This is a genomic window from Ruegeria sp. YKSE079 (assembly GCF_059612845.1).
This window is the reverse complement of record NZ_JBXWRJ010000023.1, coordinates 55,865-78,462: the sequence shown is the minus strand read 5'-3', so window position 1 is coordinate 78,462 and position 22,598 is coordinate 55,865. Positions and strand designations below refer to the sequence as shown.

Annotated in this window: 20 protein-coding genes; 17 read left to right on the top strand and 3 right to left on the bottom strand. The window is 60.7% G+C overall.

Features of this window, described 5'->3' with window-relative positions; genetic code table 11:
* The first annotated feature begins 376 nt into the window (after nucleotides 1-376).
* Nucleotides 377-1,345 carry a fatty acid desaturase gene (locus AC2FMY_RS18590; RefSeq protein WP_496807878.1) on the top strand — a complete coding sequence of 323 codons (969 nt, stop codon included), beginning with the start codon at nucleotides 377-379 and terminating at the stop codon, nucleotides 1,343-1,345.
* 102 nt (nucleotides 1,346-1,447) lie between these two features.
* Nucleotides 1,448-2,758: a Na+/H+ antiporter NhaA gene (gene nhaA, locus AC2FMY_RS18585; RefSeq protein ID WP_496807877.1), complete on the top strand. Its 1,311-nt coding sequence runs from the start codon at nucleotides 1,448-1,450 to the stop codon at nucleotides 2,756-2,758.
* Nucleotides 2,759-3,351: 593 nt separating this feature from the next.
* On the opposite strand, the gene AC2FMY_RS18580 is transcribed toward nhaA, so the two are convergent.
* On the bottom strand, nucleotides 3,352-4,422 hold the full coding sequence (locus tag AC2FMY_RS18580; protein ID WP_496807876.1) for a hypothetical protein: 1,071 nt from the start codon (nucleotides 4,420-4,422) through the stop codon (nucleotides 3,352-3,354).
* Between the two features lie 299 nt (nucleotides 4,423-4,721).
* Between AC2FMY_RS18580 and AC2FMY_RS18575 the strand changes: the two genes are divergently transcribed.
* From AC2FMY_RS18575 to AC2FMY_RS18525, 11 genes are all read left to right on the top strand, one after another.
* Nucleotides 4,722-6,893: a ParB/RepB/Spo0J family partition protein gene (locus AC2FMY_RS18575; RefSeq protein WP_496807875.1), complete on the top strand. Its 2,172-nt coding sequence runs from the start codon at nucleotides 4,722-4,724 to the stop codon at nucleotides 6,891-6,893.
* Between the two features lie 126 nt (nucleotides 6,894-7,019).
* The gene (locus tag AC2FMY_RS18570) at nucleotides 7,020-7,400 is read left to right on the top strand and encodes a DUF3768 domain-containing protein (protein WP_496807874.1); all 381 of its coding nucleotides are present in this window, start codon (nucleotides 7,020-7,022) and stop codon (nucleotides 7,398-7,400) included.
* A gap of 116 nt (nucleotides 7,401-7,516) precedes the next feature.
* Nucleotides 7,517-7,789, top strand: coding sequence for a hypothetical protein (locus AC2FMY_RS18565; protein WP_496807873.1), 273 nt, complete (start codon nucleotides 7,517-7,519; stop codon nucleotides 7,787-7,789).
* 103 nt (nucleotides 7,790-7,892) lie between these two features.
* Entirely contained in the window at nucleotides 7,893-8,276 is a 384-nt protein-coding gene (locus AC2FMY_RS18560; RefSeq protein ID WP_027246194.1) for a DUF6878 family protein, read from the top strand.
* 1 nt (nucleotide 8,277) lies between these two features.
* The gene (locus tag AC2FMY_RS18555) at nucleotides 8,278-8,754 is read left to right on the top strand and encodes a DUF6915 family protein (RefSeq protein ID WP_027246193.1); all 477 of its coding nucleotides are present in this window, start codon (nucleotides 8,278-8,280) and stop codon (nucleotides 8,752-8,754) included.
* 106 nt (nucleotides 8,755-8,860) lie between these two features.
* Nucleotides 8,861-9,505 (top strand): hypothetical protein, encoded by a 645-nt coding sequence (locus AC2FMY_RS18550; RefSeq protein WP_370160439.1) that lies wholly within the window; start codon nucleotides 8,861-8,863, stop codon nucleotides 9,503-9,505.
* Between the two features lie 50 nt (nucleotides 9,506-9,555).
* Nucleotides 9,556-9,807 (top strand): type II toxin-antitoxin system ParD family antitoxin, encoded by a 252-nt coding sequence (locus tag AC2FMY_RS18545; protein WP_037207773.1) that lies wholly within the window; start codon nucleotides 9,556-9,558, stop codon nucleotides 9,805-9,807.
* Complete coding sequence (locus tag AC2FMY_RS18540; protein WP_071974422.1) at nucleotides 9,800-10,099, top strand: type II toxin-antitoxin system RelE/ParE family toxin; 300 nt, start codon at nucleotides 9,800-9,802, stop codon at nucleotides 10,097-10,099. The genes AC2FMY_RS18545 and AC2FMY_RS18540 overlap by 8 nt, the downstream gene beginning before the upstream one ends.
* Nucleotides 10,100-10,224: 125 nt before the next feature.
* A complete protein-coding gene (locus tag AC2FMY_RS18535) occupies nucleotides 10,225-14,622 on the top strand; it encodes a strawberry notch-like NTP hydrolase domain-containing protein (protein ID WP_496807880.1) in 4,398 nt (1,465 codons plus the stop codon).
* Nucleotides 14,619-15,665 carry a DUF7146 domain-containing protein gene (locus AC2FMY_RS18530; RefSeq protein ID WP_496807872.1) on the top strand — a complete coding sequence of 349 codons (1,047 nt, stop codon included), beginning with the start codon at nucleotides 14,619-14,621 and terminating at the stop codon, nucleotides 15,663-15,665. Before AC2FMY_RS18535 ends, AC2FMY_RS18530 begins: the two co-directional genes overlap by 4 nt.
* Nucleotides 15,666-15,963: 298 nt before the next feature.
* A complete protein-coding gene (locus AC2FMY_RS18525) occupies nucleotides 15,964-16,875 on the top strand; it encodes a DUF2493 domain-containing protein (RefSeq protein WP_496807871.1) in 912 nt (303 codons plus the stop codon).
* Between the two features lie 8 nt (nucleotides 16,876-16,883).
* Here the strand turns inward: AC2FMY_RS18525 and AC2FMY_RS18520 are convergent, their stop codons facing one another.
* Together AC2FMY_RS18520 and AC2FMY_RS18515 are read right to left on the bottom strand one after the other, a co-directional pair.
* Complete coding sequence (locus tag AC2FMY_RS18520; RefSeq protein ID WP_496807870.1) at nucleotides 16,884-17,177, bottom strand: helix-turn-helix domain-containing protein; 294 nt, start codon at nucleotides 17,175-17,177, stop codon at nucleotides 16,884-16,886.
* A complete protein-coding gene (locus tag AC2FMY_RS18515; RefSeq protein WP_496807869.1) occupies nucleotides 17,174-17,497 on the bottom strand; it encodes a type II toxin-antitoxin system RelE/ParE family toxin in 324 nt (107 codons plus the stop codon). The genes AC2FMY_RS18520 and AC2FMY_RS18515 overlap by 4 nt, the downstream gene beginning before the upstream one ends.
* A gap of 655 nt (nucleotides 17,498-18,152) precedes the next feature.
* Here AC2FMY_RS18515 and AC2FMY_RS18510 point away from each other — a divergent pair.
* The 4 genes from AC2FMY_RS18510 (at nucleotide 18,153) to repC (ending at nucleotide 22,584) form a co-directional block, all read left to right on the top strand.
* Nucleotides 18,153-18,491 (top strand): DUF736 domain-containing protein, encoded by a 339-nt coding sequence (locus AC2FMY_RS18510; RefSeq protein WP_496807868.1) that lies wholly within the window; start codon nucleotides 18,153-18,155, stop codon nucleotides 18,489-18,491.
* Nucleotides 18,492-18,699: 208 nt separating this feature from the next.
* A complete protein-coding gene (locus AC2FMY_RS18505) occupies nucleotides 18,700-20,055 on the top strand; it encodes a ParA family protein (RefSeq protein WP_496807879.1) in 1,356 nt (451 codons plus the stop codon).
* Complete coding sequence (locus AC2FMY_RS18500) at nucleotides 20,052-21,074, top strand: ParB N-terminal domain-containing protein (RefSeq protein ID WP_496807867.1); 1,023 nt, start codon at nucleotides 20,052-20,054, stop codon at nucleotides 21,072-21,074. The genes AC2FMY_RS18505 and AC2FMY_RS18500 overlap by 4 nt, the downstream gene beginning before the upstream one ends.
* 226 nt (nucleotides 21,075-21,300) lie before the next feature.
* Nucleotides 21,301-22,584, top strand: a complete 1,284-nt coding sequence (gene repC, locus AC2FMY_RS18495; protein WP_496807866.1) for a plasmid replication protein RepC — start codon at nucleotides 21,301-21,303, stop codon at nucleotides 22,582-22,584.
* Nucleotides 22,585-22,598: the final 14 nt, after the last annotated feature.

Here is a 22,598-nt window from a genome sequence, read left to right as displayed (position 1 = left end):
AAGTTTAAGGGCAAAAATATCGGAATTAAAGGCAAAATCTCATATTTAAGGGCAAAGGACAGCCGTTGATTTCGTTGAATCTCTCATCTCACAATTAAGGGCTACGCGACAGCTCAATCAAACAGGATTTCTATTGCCGATGAAGCTTTCGTCCCATTCAACCAACAGTCGTCGCCAAGGGCGAGATCGAGAAGAGATACCGGATCAGACCACCAACCGAGTCCGCAAAGCTCAGCCTCTGAGCGCGCCGCAGCCCCCAGTACAAGCGCGGGCCTCGTCCATTACGGATAAGGAGCCGGGCACGCGAAATGCTGCCGGTCAGACTGATCTGATGCGGGAAGAGCCCAATTTGGCTCCGTCAGACTGGTCGCGGGCGATGGCGAAATACCGACAGCCAATCCATTCGCGAAGTATCTTCGAGCTGACCGTGACAGTGGCACCGTTCGTGGCAATATGGGCGGTCGCCTGGTGGATGCTCTCGATCAGTACGGCGCTGGCAATGGCCCTGGCACTGGTGAATGCGGCGTTCCTCGTCCGACTGTTCATGATCCAGCACGATTGCGGTCACGGGTCCCTGTTTCGCAGTCGGCGCCTGTGCGACTGGATCGGTCGCGTTATCGGCGTGATCACGCTGACGCCCTATGACGTCTGGCGCAAAACGCACGCAATCCATCATGCCACGACCAGAAACCTCGACCGGCGGGGTGTCGGAGATATGCCGACCCTCACAGTCACGGAGTACCGAGAAAAGGGGTGGCTCGGCCGGGCGCTCTATCGGCTTATCCGCAATCCAGTTTTCCTGTTCGGAGTGGTGCCGTTCTATACGTTCTTTTTGCAGAACCGACTGCCCGTTCACTTAATGCGGTCGGGCTGGCGATACTGGCTGAGCGCGATGGGAACAAATGCCGCCATTGGTTCGGCGCTGACCTTGATTATTTGGCAGGGTGGATGGGACGTTGTTCTTTTCGTCTTCCTGCCGACCATGTTCTTGAGTGCAGTCGCCGGCATGTGGTTCTTCTATGTCCAGTATCAGTTCGAAGAAACCAGTTGGCAGCACGAAGAAAATTGGAACATCCACGAAGCAGCGCTTTACGGAAGCTCACATTACGAGCTTCCGAGCGTTCTACGCTGGATCACTGGCAATATCGGTGTCCACCATGTTCATCATTTGGCCAGTCGAATTCCGTTTTATCGCCTTCCAGAGGTGATCGAGGATAACGAGGTTCTGGCACAGACCAAACGCATCACGCTTCGGCAAAGTCTCCGCTGCGCGCACCTCCACCTCTGGGATGAGAGTCGCCGCAGACTTTTGTCGTTCGCCGAGGCACGCGCTCTGTTCGCCTGAACCTTCCATGATATGATGTCTGGGCAAAGAGACGCGCGAGGGTGCCTACAGGGCTGCGATGAGAGAGCGGTGCATCGTCATTGGAAAAGGCATGTTCATCCCATGATCGACGATCCCCAGACTTTGCCCCATGAGGCCGCCGACAGAATAACAAAGCCATTTGTGCGCTTTCTGAAAATCGAAGCGGCGGCAGGAGGGCTCCTGCTTCTGGCGGTTCTACTGGCCTTGGCGCTGGCAAATTCACCTTGGAAAGAGGCCTTTCTGGGCTTTTGGGAGACGCCAATCGGCCTGACACTCGGCTCGTTGGATTTCACCCGCTCGCTGCGACACTGGATCAACGACGGTTTGATGACGCTCTTCTTCTTTGTGCTTTCGTTGGAGCTCAAGCGGGAGATCGTGCTGGGCGAATTGCGAAACCCTCGTCAGGCCGCCCTGCCGTTTGCAGGCGCAGTGGGTGGCATGGTTGTACCGGTCTCCCTGTTTCTTGCGATGATGTACGGGCAACCCGGGATGCACGGCTGGGGAACCGTGATGGCGACAGATACGGCGTTCGTGATCGGATGCCTGGCCCTTTTCGGAAACCGGATCCCTCCAACCTTGCGTCTGTTCCTGCTTTCCCTCGCTATCTTTGATGATGTCGGCGCGATACTCGTGGTCGCCCTTGGATACGGGGAAGCGTTGACTTGGTCAGCCCTCGGGTTGGGCCTGCTGGGAATTGTAATTGTAGCAACCGCCTCGCGCCTCGGGATCAGAAGCATCCCGGTCTATTTCTTCATGGGAGCGGCAGTCTGGCTGTGCTTCGATGCCTCTGGCGTTCACGCGACCATCGCCGGTGTCATTCTGGGCCTCATGACCCCTACCCGAATTTGGGTGAGCGATATTCGCCTGCGTGTGATCCTCGGGCGCGTACTCGCCGCTCCGAACGGCGACCATCGGCAAGGGGATGTTGCAGGCCATCATGACCTTCGTCAGGCGGGCCGAGCGCTCACCGAATCGCTCTCGCCGGTCGAACGTCTTGAGATAATGCTGCACCCTTGGGTCGGCTTTGCAATCATGCCGATCTTCGCGCTGGCAAATGCTGGCATCACGATTGGCGGTGGCGATTTCGGACAACCGGTTTCCGTGGCGATCATTGTCGGCCTGGCGCTGGGAAAACCGATTGGCGTCCTCGGGTTCAGCTGGCTTGCGGTCCGCTCAGGCTTGGCTGTGCTCGCGCCAGGGCTGTCGTGGCCATTCATCATCGCCGGCTCGTTTCTCACGGGAATCGGTTTCACGATGTCGCTGTTCATTGCGGGCCTCGCATTCGACTGGTCTGTCCTGAATGCGGCGAAGCTGGGCATTCTCAGCGGATCAGCTCTCTCCGCGATGCTCGGAGTCGCACTGCTGATCTGGCTGACAATGCGAAGGACGTGACAACAACTCATCGCTGGTACGATGCTCGACCTCGTTCATGTACCGCCGATGTCTCTGGTCGATATCGATGCTGCGCGCTGGATCTGCATTGCCACAACGTGCCGCACTTCGCAACTGGCATGAGTATCGAGTTCGAGGGCACAGCATCGGTCTGATCTGAGGCGCTCAGTCCCCTGCTCCCGATCGGTGTCAGTGCAAGGAACAGCACAATCCCGTCCTGACCAAGAGGTACATTCAGCCGACATGTGTGGCTGTCGCATGAAGCACTGCACGCTCGATCGCAGCAGGCGTGCTCGCGGCGGCTAGCACGAAGATGAAAACGACCGCCACCGAAACGGGAAAACGCCGACCTTCAACTCACCAACTTTTTGATGGGCACGACAAGGGACAAATGACTAAGTGCCGTTGCAGACTTGGTGAGATCTCTAGGCCGTTCCAAGTCCAACTCGCTTCAATTTAGCCAAATCCACACAATCGCCAAACGCCCGACAGAGTGCGCCAGAACGCGATTTCTTGCTGCACATACAGTGCACACGGAATCAATTAAGATACTGAACTTACTGACTAACCCGTCCAGTCCATCACGGGTCAACTTACACTCCAACAGCTTTCCACATCCTGTAGCGCCCCTGCCCTGTCACTTCGCGGATCAAACCGTTTGCCTCCATCCACGCCAAATTGCGCTGAACGGCGGCGCGACTGGCGCCGGTCATAGCCTCAGCCATCGCGGCGGAGACCAAGGGCCATTCCGCGAAAACCTTCCGCAAGGCGACCGGCGTGCGGCCAGACAAATGCGCCATGACGTTCTCTGCCCGCCCGGACCACGCTTCAATATCATCAAGTGTTCGCATCGCCGTTAAGATTGCGCTGTTCAATTCATCCAGCCAGCGGGCCAAGCGTTCGGGTGGCAAGCCCGAAACACGTAGCCACCCTGCCCCGCCCATAGCGAGCGGTGCGAAGACGGCGCCGCTTCCGTCGCTGGCCGCGATCCTGGACGCGGTGACAGCGGCTTCGATCTGGTCGCCGTGCTGTCCGAGGCCGGCCAGGCTCCAGATATGAAAGCCCATGCAAGCCCGCGTGATTGGGTGGAGATCAGCTGCGGCGGTCATCACGTCCAGCCATCCGCCCACGCGATCTTCGAAACGCTCGGCACTGTCTTCGATGTTCTCGGGATCGCGGCGATCCAGGAAGGCGGCCAAGTCAGCCTCCGGTCCGGGACCGCCTGTCAGGCGCCGAACAGCCCATCCAATCCGAGCCAAAGCATTTGGGTCATCCTGCACGCCCGAGAGCCGCATCGATACCCAGAGCGCCAGACGATCAGAACTCACCCGATCCCCTGCGAACCAACTGAGGTCCGCCGCCTCGATAAGAGCGAGCCGATGCCGCCAGCCTTCCGGGCCGCGCAGCAGCCTGTCATCCAGAGCTCCAAAGCGTCCAGCCACTCTTGCAAGACGAGCCGCGTGAACCGCTTCTGCTTCTGCCCAGTCATTGATGACAGCAGTGTCAGGCGGTTCTGCCCGTGGTCCCGGAGGCAAATCATCCGGTTCATCCTCGAGTGGACCAGGCAGGAACCAGAGATCGTCTTCGTGCGACTCTTCCTCCCCCTCGGTGGTGACGGGGGTATTGTCGTAGTCATCAGTGAAAGTAGATGCTTGCGGCTTCATATGTGCAAAATAATGTTCTTTTGCACATTACCCAAGTGATTTTGTGGTGGTTGCCTTTTCTCTTTATATAGTACGCGCGCGCGTCTGTCGGCGGAACCTCTCAGATCGCGCTCAGCGCAAGGAAACCAAGGCATTGTACGCCAGCACGACGAGAGAACACTCACTTGCATTCGTTTACAAACGGTCGATTGTTCACGTGATCCGCATTTGTAAAAAGCCAGAGAAAGGGAAGCCCGGGTGCCGGGCTTGAAAGGATAGAGAGAGGCTCTTCCGGGTCCGGCATGACAAGGACCCTGATCATGGCCAAGACCACGACCCGATCGAAACCCGCCACCAAGAAAAAGACCGAAGGCACCGGACCGGCAACGCCCGACGGCGCCGCCGGCGTCCGGATGATCTCACTCGACCAGTTGGAGCCGAGCCCGCTCAACGTGCGCAAGGTTGCGGCAAGCGCCAGCGATGACGCCGAGCTCCTTGCCAGCATTCGTGAGACAGGCATCAAGCAGAACCTGGTGGTTCATGCTCTGTCTGAGACACGTTTTGCGGTCGATGCTGGCGGCCGCCGCCTCAAGGTGCTGAAGCAGCTCGCACAGGACGGCGTCATTCCCGTTGATCACCCGGTGCCCTGCCTCGTCGAAGATGAGCGCAATGCTGTCCTCACCTCCGCCACGGAAAACCTCCAGCGCGCGGCGATGCACCCGGCCGACCAGTTCGAGGCCTTTGAGGCGATGATCGGCGAGGGGCGCAGTGAAGACGAGATCGCCCTGAAGTTCGGCGTCTCGGTCGACCTGGTGCGCCGCCGGCTTAAGCTTGCCCGTGTCGCGCCGGAAATCATCGAGCAGTTCCGTGCCGGTGATCTGACCCTCGAATGCGTCATGGCCTTCACGTTGACCGACGACCATGATCGCCAGCTTGCGGTCTGGAACGCAGTGAAGGGCGGCTATCACATCCATCCACAGAGCATCAAACGCCAGCTGACCGAGACGGCGCATTCGGCGAACTCGGCCCTCGGGCGCTTTGTTGGCATCGAGGCCTATGAGGTGGCGGGCGGTATTCTGCTACGCGATCTCTTCGACGACCGTGCGAGTGCCCATATGGAAAACCCCGAACTCCTCGAGCGCCTCGCCATTGAGAAACTTCAGGCTGCGGCCAAACCCTTCGAGGCGGCGTGGAAATGGGTCGAAGTGCATCTCTCGGTGGACTACGGCGCGTTTCGCAGTTTCGGGCGGGTCTATCCACAGGATATCGACCCCGATCCGGACCTGCTCGCCGAGGAAGAGCGTCTGATTGCGCGCGAGGAAGAACTGGCGGCGCAGAATGACGGTGAGGATTGGACCGACGCCGAAACCGAGGAATACTACGCCATCGAGCCGCGCCTGCGCGAGATCGAGGCCTTGCAGCGCGAGCGGCAACCTTACGCAGACGAAGACCGCGCTATCGCTGGCGTCGTTCTGACCATCGGTCATGACGGGGCGTTGCGCGTCGAGAAAGGACTCGTGCGACCGGAGGATATTCCCGCTGCGCCGGAACCTGACGAGACCACCGCAGATGCGGATGGCGCCCCCTCCCCTGCCCGCCCACACGTGACGCCGCCGACCTCCTCCACGCCGGTGCCGAGCTCCGACCCGGCCGCGACGTTGCGCAAAGCCGATGGAATTTCGGCGAGCCTTGCTGATGATCTGCGTGCCACGCGTCAGCACATCCTGCGGGCGCATCTGGCGGCGGATTTCGAGGTGGCGTTCGACGCGATGCTCTACGCGCTCTGCGAGCAGGCTATGAGGCGGTCCTACAACAATGAGGCGCTCGATATCTCGATCCGGCCCTTCCAGGCGCAGAACCGCGAGGTTCTGCATGTGGACACCGTCGCCCAGAAGATGCTCGAGGCGCTGGAGCAGGACCTCGCCACCGACTGGATGAAGCTGGAGAAACCCGAGGACTTCCGGGCCATGTCGGTGCTGCCTATTACCGACAAGCAGGCGCTTTTCGCCTGGGCGACGGGTCTGGCGGTCAAACCGCAGCTCTCCTCCGACAATCGCCCCTCCCCGATCATCGAGGAGATTGGCGCGCGGCTCGATGTCGATGTGGCGGCCTGCTGGCGCCCGACCGCGCAGAACTACTGGGGTCGGGTCAACAAGGGGCATGCGGTGGCCACTGCGCGCAAGCTGATCGGCGACGACTACGCCGAAGATCGCAATCGCGAGCGCAAGGGCGATATCGCGGCCGCGATGGAACGGGCTTTCGCGGAAACGGCGGGCGAGACGGAAGGGTTCAACGCCGCGACGGTTGCAAAGACGACGCGCTGGCTGCCTGACGGGATGGTCTTTGCCGGTGCGACGGAGGCTGACGCCAAAATGACTGGCGATGCGCCCGAGGCCGAGGAAGGCGACGTGCCCGCGGCAGATCCTCTGGCCGAGGCGGAGAGCGATGAACCATCGTCCTTGCCCGCCTTCCTCAGCGGGGATGCGGCCTGACGCAGCAAACACCGATCTGAACCTGACCTGAGCCTTGGACCGTCCTCACATCGAGGGCGGCCCTTTCCGGCTGACGGGTTGCCTACAGCCGATATCGGATCGGCTGGCCCGTCCTGGAGATATCCCATGACCACCACACTCGATCTCGATCCCGTTCGGGAAGCCGCGCTGATCGCCGCGCAAAACGATGCGTTTCGCCGCTCGATCCTCGGCACGACCCCTGTCGCCGATGCCCCGCAGGGCCAGTTCGTGATGACACGCGGCGTCGCGGCGCTTGGGCCCGACGCCCAACTGGAGCTAACCCGCCGTGTTGCCGCGTTTGACGGGTTCGATGCCGACAGCGATCCGCAGGGATGGCACGAGATGGGCGTCATCGACCTCGATGGTACAACCGTCTGGTTCAAGGTCGATTTGTACGACGTCGACTACACGTACGGCTCGCCTGAACCTTCCGATCCCGCGCAAACCCGCCGCGTTCTGACCCTGCTTCTCCCGTCGGAATACTGACGCCTCCAATCCCTACTCACCGCCCCGGATCGCCCTTGCACAAAGGGCGGTCCTTTCGGGCTGGCGGGTTTCGAAGGGTCGCGATGATCGCGCCTTGCCCGGCAAAGGAGACCAAAATGGCCAAGACACTCGATTACCAGATCACCCTCTATCCCGCGCATCGTGATGGCGCCTTCGTCGTCACCGAATTCCAGATGATGGGGAGTTACCCCGAAAAACGCATCCAGGCCGCGGGCATGGATGACCTCATCGACCAGGTGACGCAGTACGCGATGGAGCACGGCGAAAGCTGTAGCGCTTCAGTGCGTTGTCTCGCCCCGCGCAAACCTCCGGGGTTCAAGCGCGCGACTGAGAACCTCTATTTCAACCTGGTTGACCGGACGGCTTAAAACCGCGGTGACGCTGCGGCCTGAAGCCCCCCCAAAGGAAACTCCCGGGCGGCCTGGCTGAGCGGGCGCCCTCCCCTTCCTTCAATTCCAAAGGACCAAAGACATGACACAAGCGACTGATTTCTACGCGCAGAAGCTCGAATCCCAGAGACGTGCTGCCGAGCAGCGGGCCGAGACCCGTGCGGCGCTTCTCTCCGAGCTGCGCGCCCTCGGCGTGACCAGCATCGAGGTGCAATACGAAGGCTACGGAGATTCCGGCAACGTTGAGGATGTCGTGGTGACGCCTGATGCGATCACCCTGACGGAGGAGTTGCGACGCCGGGTCGAAGACTTCGGCTGGGATTTTGCCTACGCACTAAGCCCCGGCTTCGAGAACAACGAAGGCGGCTATGGCGAACTGACCTGGGTGCTCGAGGTCGATAAGATCGATGTCAGCCACTCGAACCGCTATGTCGAGACCAACACCACCGAACACGAGGGGCTCTGACATGGCCCATCCTCTCCATCACGCCGAAAGCTCGGCCCGTAAGTTTGGCGGTGTTCCGGATGATTACCAACATGTGCATGATTGGTTCGATGCATCCAAAGAGCACCTGGCCCTCTTCGTTCACAGAGCCTATCGTCATCATACGGCCGGGGTCTATGATGCTCAACGAATTTTCGGCCACAGCCTGATCAACAGCGCGGGCCGGGTCGTCCCGATCCGCTGGATCGGCGAGCAGCATGTGCGCGAGGATTGCCAGGGGCGCATCCCGTCGCTGGCGGACTGGCTCGGGCGCATTCAGCCGGAACCGTGGATGGCCAATGGCCGGATCGACAATGATCCGACGCAGATCGGCAGCGATCCGCGCGCGGCTTGGGTCGCGGCGGTCTCCAATCACCAGACCATTCTCGGCTTCGAGGATTGGCTGCTGAAGGTCTCGGTCGAGCACGTCCAGCATCGCGAGAACCGCGCCGCCGCCTGATCCATGGGGGCAATGACGCCAACGCCCCTCGGAAAGCACTCTGATCGACCCGCTCGAGCCACTACCGGCCGGGCGGGTCGATTTCGTTTCAAGAAAGGACATCGATATGCACGACCCTGTCTATGAGGAGGCCCACCGCGGCCACACCATCAAGATCTACCACGACCCCGACGCTGAGAGCCCGCGGGAGTGGTCCAACCTCGGCACGCTGATTTGTTGGCACCGCCGATACCGCCTGGGTGACAGCCACTCCTTCGACAGCCCCGAGGCGTTCTTGCGCGATCTCTCGGGCATCTCAGCGCAGAGCGACCTTTCGATGGACCAGCTGCGGGACCGCGCCGAACGCAAGTCCGTCCTGCTGCCCGTGTTTCTCTACGACCATTCCGGCCTCGCAATGAACACGATCGGGTTCCATTGCCCGTGGGATTCCGGTCAGGTCGGTTACGTCTATGTGACGCTCGAGGCGGTCCGGACGGAGTTCGGCGTGAACCGCGTCACCAAGGCGCTGCGCGAAAAGGCTGAAGACATCCTGCGTGCAGAAATCGTCAGCTACGACGCCTATCTCGGCGGACGGGTCTATGGCTATGTCATCGAGCGAGACGGCGAGGAGGTCGATGCCTGCTGGGGTATCTTCGGGCACTATGAGTTGGACTGTTTGTCCGAGGCACGAGCATTTGTAGACCAAATGACCTTGCGAGAGGCACACAGACCCGCCGCCGCCGCGCAGGGCGCAAGCCCACCCCCGAGTTGAAATGCTCGCAATACTCATATATCTTATTCATGCGTATCCCGGAGATGAGCATGGCAAGCACAAGCGTCACACTTGGCCCCCATTGGGACGAATTCATCGCACTGATGTTGAAGGAGGGGCGCTACGGGTCAACCAGCGAGTTGATCCGCGCCTCTTTGCGCCTGATGGAAGAGCAGGAAGGTCAGCGGGCGCGGCTTCGGGTTGCCTTGATGGAGGGCAAGCAATCCGGCGACGCTGGTCCGCTCGACATGGACGAAATCAAGCGCGAGGCGCGGAGCCGCTCCGGCGCTTCTGATGCGTAAAATCCATCACTCCCAGGCGGCAAAATCCGATCTCGTCGATATCTGGGTCGAGACACATCGACAATGGGGCGAGGCGCAGGCGGACCGCTATCTCGACGATATCGAGCGTGCTCTGAAGGGACTGATCGCCAATCCTCAAATGGGGTCTGACTGTTCCGATCTCTTGCAGGGCGCGCGGAAACTGATCACGGGTCGGCATCTTGTGTTCTATGAGGTGGACCCGGACAGGATATTCGTGATCCGGGTTTTGCATCAATCCATGGACGTGCCGCGGCATCTGCGGTCGTTCTGACACCGGACAAATACGCATCGGGGCTTTGCCAGAAAGAGCGAGAGGCAGGGCGGGAGGGGTGACCCCTCCCGGGTGAGAGAGTGCGCGCGGGGCTCGGGGCCAACCCTCAACCCCGGAGATTGCCGATGAACGCTCACCCCCATTCCGTCCAGCTTGCAACCGAGCCCGAAGCCCCTGCCCGACGCGAGGCCTCGGGTTTCGCCCAACACCTTATGCAGGTTGCGAGAACCCTCGTCCCCCTGTTCGAGGCAGGCAGGTCCATCGACGCCGCCGCCCTTCGCGCCGCCATGGAAGAGGCCTTCGGCGTCAGCGACACGAGTGGCGCCTGGGTCTGGAAGGACGCCTATGAGGCCGCCGAGACCGCCCAGATCCTGATGCTTTCGCGCTACGGCGCGCTGATGCAGCGCCAGGCACCCTCGCCGCAGGCCTTTCTTTACATGATCGAGCGTCTCGCCGGTCTAGCGCCGTCCCACACGCGGCGCTCTGAGGACAGCGTCCGTCTGCAACAATTCTCAACGCCTTTGCCGCTCGCAGCCATCGTTGCGCAGGCGGCAGGGTTTCGGGCCGAAGATCTGGTGCTGGAGCCCTCTGCGGGCACCGGCATGCTGGCGATCTTTGTACAAATTGCAGGTGCTCCGCTGGCGCTGAATGAGCTTGCGGAAAATCGCCGCGCCTTGCTGGAAAACCTGTTCCCCGGTGCCGTCGTCTCGGATCACGATGCCGCCTCGATCGACGACCGGCTTGATCGCTCGATCATGCCCTCGGTCATCGTGATGAACCCGCCGTTTTCTGCGGCCAACCATGTCGAGGGCCGGTTCCGGCAGGCAACCAGCCAACATGTGCTTTCCGCCCTGGCGCGCCTTGCACCGGGTGGGCGTCTTGTCGTCATCACTGGCGAAAGCTTCCGACCCTCGACGAAATCCTTCCAGTCGACATTCCAGCGGATTGGCCAGAGTGCCGATGTGGTGTTTTCTGCCGCCATCGATGGCAAGGTCTTCGCGCGACATGGCACCACGATCGACACGCGGCTGACCGTGATCGACAAGCGCACGGTCGGCGAACAAGAGAAAGCTCCGGACGACATCGAGGCCGCCTATCATCCGATCTGCGCGACCACGGCCGATCTCCTCGCGTCTGTTCTGACTAACTGCCCGGAGCGCCGCAGCCCCCCGCCCTGCCCTACTAGTTCGGCGTTGTCGGTTCCGTCCAGCCCGACGCGTACGAACCTGCATGCCCTGCGCAATGCCGCCCGCAAGGAAACCCGTGCGCTCGCCGAGGAACGTGCGAGGCATCCGTTCGGCGACATCCAGACGGTCCCGCTCGACTACCTGCCGAAAGCCTGGAGTGAACCCGAGGGCACGCTGCAGGACACGGTTTACGAGGCCTATGACCTGCAGGCGATCCGGATCGACGGCGCAGCGTTGCACCCGACCGCACTTGTCCAATCCGCCGCCATGGCCTCGGTCCCGCCGCCCGTGCCGACTTATCGTCCCGTCCTGCCGAAGACCCTCGTCGCGGACGGGCATCTTTCCGCGCCGCAGATCGAAAGCGTCATCTACGCGGGCAATGCGCATGAGATGCATCTCAAAGGCTGGTTCAAGCGCGGCGAGGTCGAGGGCCAGCTGATGGCGGCGGCCGAGGGTGATGAGGGGGCCTTTCGCCTGCGCAAGGGCTGGTTCCTCGGCGATGGCACAGGCTGCGGCAAGGGGCGGCAGGTCGCGGGCATTATCTTGGATAACTGGCTGCAGGGACGACGCCGGGCGGTCTGGGTCACGAAGAGCGACAAGCTCATCGAGGATGCCCGGCGCGACTGGATGGCGCTCGGGGGGCGCGAAAGCGATATCGTGCCGCTCTCGAAGTTCCGTCAGGGCGGCGACATCAGGCTGCCCGAAGGCATCCTCTTCGTCACCTATGCCACCCTGCGGTCGGCTGAACGCGAGGGCAAAGCCTCCCGCCTCGATCAGGTGACGTCCTGGCTCGGCGAAGGGTTCGACGGTGTCATCGCCTTCGACGAAAGCCACGCCATGGCGAATGCTGCCGGCGAAAAGTCCGACCGCGGCGACAAGAAGGCGTCCCAACAGGGCCTCGCTGGCCTCGCGCTGCAGAACGCCATGCCCGACGCCCGCGTGCTCTACGTCTCGGCCACCGGCGCGACGGTTGTCGGCAATCTCGCCTATGCTTCGCGACTTGGCCTTTGGGGCACTGGCGATTTCCCCTTCGTGACGCGGGCAGAATTTGTCGCCGCGATGGAGGCTGGGGGCATTGCCGCCATGGAGATGATCTCGCGCGACCTGAAGGCGCTCGGGCTCTATCTCGCGCGGTCCCTCTCTTATGCCGGGGTCGAATACGAAATGCTGGTCCATGAGCTGACGCCTGCTCAGGTCGCGATCTATGACAGCTACGCCGATGCCTACCAGATCATCCACACCAACTTGGAGGCGGCCCTTCAGGCCTCGGGTATTTCCTCCGAGACAGGCACCTTGAACGCTCAGGCGAAATCCGCCGCGCGCTCGGCCTTCGAGAGCAACAAGCAGCGTTTCTTCAACCATCTCATCACCGCCATGAAGTGCCCCTCACTGATCCGCGCCATCGAGGCGGACTTGGCGGCGGGTCATTCGGCGGTGATCCAGGTGGTCTCGACCAGCGAGGCGGTGATGGAACGACGCCTCGAAGAGATTCCGCCCTCCGAGTGGGACGACCTGCAGGTCGATTTTACGCCGAGGGAGGCGGTCATGGAGTATTTGATGCACAGCTTCCCGACGCAGCTCTTTGAACCCTACACCGACGAGAATGGCGATCTGCGCTCGCGCCCCGCTCTCGATGGCGATGGCAACCCGATCATCTGTCGCGAGGCGGAACGGCGGCGGGATGATCTTATCGAACATCTTGGGGCCCTCGCCCCGGTGCAGGGCGCGCTCGACCAGATCCTCTGGCATTTCGGTGGGGACGCTGTGGCCGAGGTCACGGGGCGCAAGCGGCGCATCGTGAAAACGCGCGAGGGGCGGCTCAAGGTCGAGAACCGTCCCGCCTCCTCCAACCTCGGAGAAACCCAGGCCTACATGGATGATAAGAAACGAATTCTTGTCTTTTCCGATGCTGGGGGCACCGGGCGCAGCTACCACGCCGATCTCGGGGCCAAGAACCAGCGCCTCCGGGTGCATTACCTGTTGGAGTCCGGCTGGAAGGCAGACAATGCAATCCAGGGGCTGGGGCGTACCAACCGCACAAATCAGGCGCAGCCGCCGCTCTTTCGCCCAGTTGCGACCAATGTGAAGGGTGAGAAGCGGTTTCTCTCCACCATCGCGCGCCGCCTCGACACGCTTGGGGCGATCACGAAAGGACAACGCGAGACCGGTGGCCAAAACATGTTCCGCGCCGAAGACAATCTGGAGAGCCCCTACGCCCGCGCGGCGCTGCGGCATTTCTTCTACAAGCTGCGCGCGGGCAAGATCGACGCCTGTTCCTACGCGAAGTTCCAGGAGATGACCGGGCTGACGCTCGATGAGGCGGATGGCACGATGAAGGAAAACCTGCCGCCGATACAGCAGTTCCTGAACCGTTGCCTCGCTCTCCGCATCGACATGCAGGACGCGATTTTTGAGGCTTTCGGCGGGTTCCTCTCGGCCATCATTGAAGATGCGCGCCAGGCGGGCACGCTGGACGTCGGGCTAGAGACCCTGCGCGCGGAAAAATTCGAGATCACCGATCGGAAGGTCATCTTCGAACATGAGGCGACGGGCGCGACGGCAACCGCCCTGACGGTCGAACGCACGGACCGCAACGATCCGCTGACCCTGCCCCGGGTCAAACAGATCTGCGCCGACACCAAGGGTGCGACGCTGTGCTGGAACACCTCCTCCAAACGCGCGGCGCTGGTGGTGAAAGCGCCGGCCTTCATGGATGAGGATGGTGTGCCGATCCTGCGGGTGAAACTCCTGCGCCCCATGGCCACCGAGATCCTCGCCGATTCCGAATTCTCGAAATCACACTGGGAAGAGATCGATGATGCGATGTTCGAACAGCTCTGGCAGGCCGAGGTCGAGGCAGTGCCGGAGTTCACCACCTCCAAGATCACGCTGATCTGCGGGTTGCTCCTGCCGATCTGGGACCGGCTGCCCGCTGACAACATGCGCATCTACCGCTTGCAGACCGAGGATGGGGAACGCGCCATCGGCCGTCTGGTCAGTCAGGAGCAACTCCTGAACGTCTACGCACGCCTTGGGCTTGATTGTCAGATCGAGATGTCGCCGCAGGAGGTCTTTGCTGCGGTGATGGAGGCCAGGACTTTCCTCAGCCTGCTTGGGGGTTTCCAGTTGCGCCGGTCGCTGGTCATGGGACAGCCGAGGCTTGAACTGATCGGCGCGTCGGGCGCGGCTCTGCCGGGAATGAAAGCCCTGGGCTGTTTCACCGAAGTGATCCAGTGGAAGACGCGGGTGTTCATCCCGGTGGACGGCATTGACGCGCTGACGAGGGTCCTCGCCGAACATCCGGTTGGCGCCAGCGCAGCGGATGCCGCCGCATGAGCGCGCGGCGCAGTATCGCAGACCTCTCGGCCGATCTGGCAGACCGGGCCGAGAGTTTCTGCCGCCAGTATTTCCCCGAAGGACGCAAACAGGGCAACTATTGGCATGTTGGCGATACCTCTGGCGCCAAGGGTCAGAGCCTCGCCATCCGGCTGCAAGCGCAGGGTGGGCGCAAGGCCGGGTCCTGGACCGATTACGCGACAGGTGAATATGGCGACCTGATCGACCTGCTGCATGAACGACTTGGGTCGGTCACGCTCAAGGAAACGCTGAAGGAGGCCCGTTCCTTCCTCGGCGAAGCCCCCTGCCCCGCCGTGCCTCGTGACGCTCGGAAAGTTGATCGCCCGGACACAACCTCCGACAAACGCATCGCGCGGGCGCGGAGACTTTTCGCCGCTGGCAAGCCGGTTCTCGGCACCCTGGCCGCCACCTATCTGCAGCGGCGTGGCATCACACGGCTGGGCCCTGCCCTGCGCTATCACCCACGGGTCTTCCTGCGGCACGGCACGGACGACGCTGATCCGCCGCAAAGGGCCCCTGCCCTGCTCGCGAAGATCACCGACAATCGCGGCCAGATCACCGGATGCGCAAGGGTCTATCTCGACCCGTCCACCGGCGGTTTGGCCGGGATCGAGAGCCCGAAGCGGATCCTTGGGCAGCTGCATGGCCATGCCATTCGCTTCTGGTCCGGCACCTCTCGTGGCGATCTCATCGTCGGCGAAGGACTCGAGAATACGCTCTCGGTCGGCACGGCTCTCCCCGAGTTCGATCTCGCCTCCTGTCTCACAGCCACCCATCTCAGCTTCTTCATCCCGCCGCCGGGGAGCAAGCGTATCTGGATTGTGCGGGACAATGACGAAGCTGGACATAACGCATCAATGAGATTGCGTAACCAACTGGAATCGCTTAGAATTGTCTGTGGTGAGCTCGTGCCAAACATGGGCGATTTCAACGAGGATCTGCGGGCATTTGGCAGAGATGCGCTGCGCCGGTCCCTGTTAGGGGCCATGAAAGCACAAGGTCTGAAGATCGAGGACGGATGAGCGCCAACCTCCTCAGCGAAGTCCGAAAGGGTAAAGGTTCCGCGGGTTCGATCTGATTCCGTTTGGAAAAGGGGTGCGATGGACCGGCGGGTCGGGGCAGAACGCCCCTCGCCCGGGCAGCAATGCGCCCCGAACCAGAAAATTCCCCTGCCCCTTCGGGCCATTCCTCGCGGGAGCAATTTTCCGGTCCGCGGCGCATTCTCCGCTTCGCTTCGATCCTGAAGGATGCGGCCCGGTCGCCGCCGGTCCTGTTATCGCCCCATCCAAATCGGGTCAGATCAAACAGAGGAACCAGACAATGCCCCATCAGACAGACATCCAAGAGGAGACCGGCGTCACCTCCGCCATCCTCGACCATCTCGCACTCCACGGCGCAACGCCCGGGCCCGGCGAGACCGATCACCGCCCCCTGCCCCAGCCTGATGAGGTAGACCTCGCCATGGCGACCCTCTTTGACACCACCATCGGCCTCCTCACCGGCAGCCAGTTGGAAGACAATCTCGAAGAGATGCTCTGGTCCCTCACCTCGATCTTCCATCGCCGGCTCACCCATATCCAGAAGCTCCTCGACGACAACGAATTCGAGGTCCGGGAAAGTCTGGCCATCCAGGACGGCTCCGAGGTCGCCTCGGTCGAACTCGAGCGCCTTCAGTTGATCGGGCTCAAGCTCTGGGACCATCGCGACGCGTTCGAGCAGATGCGCGATCTGGCCGTGGATCACTTCTCGGCCGCCACCGGTTCGCCCTGGCTACCTCGCACCGGATCCAAGGTCTCGCATCGCGGCCTCACCTCAGCCGTGGTGGACAGCCGGGCCTATCTCTCGGCCAAGCGCCGCAAAGAGACCGAGGTGCACTGCCCCGAAGGCACGCGGATTGCTTTCTCGGGCGGGGACTATCAGGCCTACGATCTGATCTGGTCCGTTCTCGATGCCACGCATGCCAAATACCCCGACATGGTGCTTCTGCACGGCGGCACGCCCAAGGGCGCCGAGATGATCGCGGCCCGCTGGGCAGATACCCGTGGTGTCACCCAGGTGGTCTTCAAGCCCGACTGGAAGAGCCACGGCAAGGCCGCCCCCTTCAAGCGCAACGACAAGATGCTCGAGACCATGCCGCAGGGTCTGATCGCCACTCCCGGTTCGGGTATCACCGAGAACATCGTCGACAAGGCCCGCAAGCTCGGGGTACGCATCAAGAGGATCGGGGCTTAGGCCCCGGTTCACGCACCGCGCAACAGGTCCTGCACGACAGAAGGCTTCTTTGCGATCAGTGCCAACAGAACCTGGGCCGGGCCCGTGGGGTGCCGGCGCCCGTGTTCCCAGTTCAGAAGCGTGCCTTTCGCGACGCCAATGCTCTTGGCGAACTCTGCCTGTGACAGGCCAGTTCGTTGCCGAACCTCGGCGACATCAACTTCAGCAACGGAAACTTCATGCACTTTGGCGTCTGCCAAGTCGCCCTTCGCGAAGGCCAGAGCCTCTTCCAAGCCCTTGGTTACGGAATCGAATGCACTCATGTTGCGTCTCCATATTTCGCGACAAGCGCCTTGCTCATCTCTACTGCCGCGGCCTGCTCAGACTTTGACAGGTTGGCTTTCTCATTCTTGGCGAAGACCGTGATCAGGAAAATCGGCATATGGGTCCCGCCAAAGACATACACCGTCCTGAAGCCGCCGCTCTTTCCGCCTCCCTCTCTCGGGATGCGGACCTTCCGAAGTCCGCCGCCAAGAGAGACGCCAGCTTCCGGATTGGCGGCGATGAAGCTGATCGCAGCCTCGCGCTCCTGGTCCGACATGATTGCCTTGGCGCGCCTCTGGAATTCGGGCAGTTCGACCACTGTTTGCAATCGTGTCATCTCTTGTCCCATATAGGTTTCGGCAGTGTATGTGTCAATGACGTATAGCATGAGCACTGGAAGGGCAAGTCGGCGACGCTTGCCGGAGCTAGAGAGTATGTCCCGTCCGTTGGTAGCGGCGGCCCTTGGTCAAATGTCCTGTCACATTTTCTGACCGAACCAATCAGCCGGGCTGTTATTTAGGGCTATTGGATGGTTGCGGTGTCTCGTGGCGACCCGGCCTTTCGTTCCACGCTCTGTTCGCCTCGAGCCTCCTCTGCATCGTGGGCGCATCGCGAGGACTATCGGCGCGTTAGTGATCCTGGGGGATGCGATTTTTGACATCTGCACTGTGTCTCTTCTCCGGTGAGTTAAAAGGGAGCCAAGGCCTTTGCGGCATCTCCCTAGGCTGTTCACCTATATTCTTTCGCGGCCCCCGCACTTCTCACTTTGTCTGAATTGCATGACATGCTGGTCGCAGCTGTCGTCCCGCCCACAAAGGTTGTCGCCGATCTTTTTCCCCTGACCCTGCGGGTCATTCCGCGCGGACCAAAAAGACCGTCGCCTGCCCCTCTCCGCTGCGCTTCGCCTTCGGTGTGTCCGGGCCTTGGCCAGCTGCAAGGTGACCATCATTGCAACGCAAACAAGGAGAAGAGCAATGACCACGAACTGCATCAAATTCACCAGCGCCAACATTGAAACCGCCAAGGGCGTCGGCTCCATCTCGACCCTGACCTTTGACCTCGACATCACGGTCGAACCGGTCGCGAGCGCGAACCCGATGGCCCCCACGCACCGCGTCCTCGGCCGCTCCCCGCGCGGCAAGCTGGTCGAGTGCGGTGGTATCTGGAAGAAGCAGAACAAGGAGACCGGCGCCGACTACTACACGCTGACCATCCGCGACCACGGCTTCAACGCCAACCTCGGCAAGGCCGCGAACCAGGACGATCTGTCCCTGCAGGCCGTCATCCCTTGGGGCCCCAAAGACGCCGTGTGACAGCCAAGGCCGGTCGGTTCCCTGCCGACCGGCCCCATAAACGCCAATCTTGAACGCGTTCAAGATTGGCGTTTATGGGGCCGTGGAGCTTCCAAATAAGCGCCTGAAGTCCATAGGCGCGTGGTATCTTTATCTTTCCCCTGAAACCGTGCTACCATCGATGCAGAATCGAGTCGAACTCGGACCCAACCGAAGTCAGGGCTTAGGAATGAGCGGTAGTCTAGAACAGTTTTTGACTGACCTGTCACGCGGGCTTGAGCGCACGATGGTGGCAGTGAACAAGGAACTCACCTTGCGTCAGCGCATCAAGCGCACATGGTCAATGCGCCAGTGCGCAAGATTTATGAACGTTAGTATACAGTATCTCACCAAGTTCGCCAACTCGAGCGATGACTTTCCCGCGGGCGAATATGTTGGAAGAGAGCGCGTTTTCACGCTGTCCGAATTGATGCACATGCGGGCACTTCTAGCGGCCTCGGCAAAGCGGCCGTACGATTACTTGGCATGGCGGAAACCGGACGCACCTCTGCCCGTCATCTCGTTTGCAAGCCAGAAAGGCGGGACCGCCAAAAGCCTGAGTGCTGCGCATTTTGCGCAGTACCTCAGCTTGCATTACGGCATGCGTGTTGGTGTCATGGATGCAGACCCGCAAAGCACGATAACGCTCTACTTTGTCGGGGGTGAAGGTCTTCCCCAGATGCCCGACGAAAACACCGCCTCCATGGTGGACTTTGCCGGCCTCTTCCAGTCGGAAGATGCGCCATACACCGATCACGATGCGGAGACGCTCGACAGTTTCTTTCTAAAGACCTCCTGGCCGGGGTTGCGTCTGCTGCCGGCTCATGGCGAAACGTCTGAAGGAGAGATCCAGATTGCGCGCCTTGTGCGAGAGGCCCCCGCCGGAAAGAGCTTCTATCGCTACTTGCGCGATGCCCTTGATCGCTGGAAAGCGGGCCACCCGCCAAAAACGCTGCCCAACGAATTGGTAGTCGAGGGCAAGGTCGATCAGCGGCGGCTGAACGCCGCGCTGACCGAGACCCTGGATGTCATCATCATCGACTATCAACCCGCGCTCACACTTTTCCAGTTGAACAACGTGATTGCGTCGACTTCGCTGGTCATACCGCAAACCATGAAGGGGTTCGACATCGCGACGTTGTCGACCTTCGTGACTGGCTTGCTTGGGATGCTTCAGCACATCCTGGCGCATGAAAGGATCGAGATCGGCACGGGTGCGAACATGCTGTTGCCAACGATCGTCCAGCGGTCCAACGCGCAGGACCTCAACCACATCGGAAACCTGCTAGAACATTGCCCCACGGAGATTCTGCCGGTGTTTTATCTGCGTTCCGACGCGATATCGAACGCGTCGGACGTCTATCAGTCTGTATACGAATACGAGCCGGACACGCCGGGCAAGCGCAAGGGGATCAACCGGTTCATCACGAATGCCGACGCCGTGAACGACGCCATAGTATCGCGACTCTGGCCGGGCCTCGAACGCGGCTATGCCAATAGATGGATGGACGAGTTCTATGAAGATGACGGCGAGGGTGAAGCATGAAACGCAGTATTCCAAGGTCGCTGGTCAGCAAGGCTACTAATCCTGACACATCCAAAGAGCGCATGCTCGGTCCCGAAGGACGGGCAGAAACGGGTGATGCTGTTTCCACTCCTTTCAAGGGGGCCGGCAGTGCTTGGAAATCAGGGGCGCTTGCGCAATCGCAAGCCGCTGTGGAGCGAAGCAGAACTGAGCTTTGTTCGGATATCTTAAACGGCCGCCACGAAATAAGCCTGTCGCCAGACCAGATATCTGATCCTATGGGGACAGACCGCCGTCAAGACTGGATGTCCCAAGAAGCATTCAGGTCTCTGGTAAACAGCATTGCCTCGAACGGGCAGGACACTCCCATTCTGGTGTGGCCCGAGGATCCGGATTGGCAGCCGGATCCGTTGGAGCCGTCGAACGTCACTGGTGTTCCATTTGTCATGCTTACAGGACGCCGTCGACTGGCGGCCGCGTCGGAGTTGGGTTTACCTCTTCGTGCAATTCTCGCTTCGCCGGATGCGCGAAACGCCGAGAACAGCAAGTTTGAGATGTTGTTTCTGCGGTTCCGCGAGAATGAGGAGCGCGAGAATCTTAGCCCATTTGAGCGTTTGGTTTCGATTGGTGAAATGTATGAAACGTTGGCTTCTGGCGCAGACAAGCTGACAGCTGTGGCCTTCGCAAAGAAAATTGGCGTGCATGAGAGCCTAGTCTCACGAGCGAGGTCTGTCTTCGCTGCGCAGAATCAAATCTTGAACGCGTTCAAGAATGTCTACGAAATGAGCTTTCGTGATTTGCAGGTAGCCTTAGCGAGCTTGGAGAGGGTGAACAAATCCAAGCCCAAACCGAAGGCAAAGCCCAGAAAGCTCACGGTCAAACGCAAGGTGGGCAACCGAAATCTTTCGGCGACTTCAGTCGATGGAAACTTGTCCATCAAGGTCGCAGGTGTGCCGATTGACCAAGAGCGTCTCGAGAAGCTCGGAGATTTAGTCGCCGACTACTTGAGCGCCGAAGGCTCGGGAAAGGAAACCGACTGACGACAATGTCAGGGCCACATTCGGCAGAACGACGAGGCAAGGAGCAAAAAGGAACGACAATCGAAGTAAAGGCAAAAGAAAAGCCCCCAAGCGGTGTGGCCTGAGAGCTGATCTTAATGGTTTGGTCGCCTTCAAGATAAGTCTCGCAGGATTCACTGTCAACGACGAACGCTCCTGAGCGAACGGCTTTCTTTTGCCTCCACATAACCGGAGGTAAGATACAGGCATGAAACATACAGGTTGGCGCAAGCCGACACCGGGTCTTGGGGTTGCTGAGCAGCTTGCCCAAGCCGGTGAACGGGTAGCAGTACCCAAAACACGGGCATTTGTCGCGCTCAAGCGCATTGGCGCGCATATCGGCTTGAAGGCCGGCGACACGATGCTCCTCGATACACTGGGGGCCTTCACGCAAGCCCAGGACTGGGAGGAGGGACAGCGCCCGATCGTCTGGGTTTCGAACGCCTATCTGATGGAGCAGACGGGGTTCTCGCTCTCCGCGCTCAAGCGCCATGCCCGGCGCCTGGCCGAGATTGGCGTGATCTCCTTCCAGGACAGCCCGAACGGCAAGCGGTGGGGCCGCAGGGACGCCGAGGGGCGCATCGTCGAGGCCTATGGCTTTGATTTGTCGCCGCTGTCGGCGCGTGTCGAGGAGTTCGAGGAACTCCATGCCGATTTGCAGGCTGAGCGCGAGCTCTGTCAGCGCCTGAAGCGCCAGATCACGGTTGCACGCCGTATGATCCGCGCTCGGATCGAGGCGGCCGTCAGCAGCGCGCTGCGCGGGCCCTGGGCGCAGTTCACGGGTCTCTTCGAAGAGCTACTGGACCGACTTCCGCGCCGCCACGAAACCTCTGAGCAGTTGGAGCGGCTTCTGTCGTGGTTCAAGGAACTCCAGGAACGGGTCGAAGCGGCCTATCTCAAAGCGTCTGGCGCGGCAAAACCTGTGGAAAACAGCGATAACAAGGATGCCCAAGTCACGAAGAAGACTCAAGAAATGAACCCCAGGGAGGTCATTTCCGACCCTCATATACTAATTACAAATCAACTTAATCCTGTAACCTGTAAGTCCTCTGAAAAAGAGAACGCGGCGGGCGTGGAGACAAATGCGCCACCGGAAGAGAGGGTGGATAGGGAGCTAGAAGACTGGGTAGCTGAAACACGTAAGAAACGTGGTGCAGCGCTTGATTTGCCGACTGTGATGCAGGCTTGTCCTGAATTCGCGTCCTGGGCACGCAATATGGGCGGTTATTTGAAGGATTGGGGCGATCTTCATCGCGTTGTCGGGCAACTCAGGCCGATGATTGGTGTCTCAGAACACGCTTGGAACCTCGCTCAGGACCGTCTCGGGCCCCAAATCGCGACAGCAGCGCTGGTTCTCACGTTCGACAAGCATTGCGCCGGCGAAGTGGCGTCTCCGGGCGGATATTTGCGGGGGATGGTCGAGAAGGCCGGGGCAGGGGAGCTGCATCTGGAGCGCAGCTTCTACGGTCGGTTGAGCGGGCAGGCGGCGTGATGCATATCTGTCGG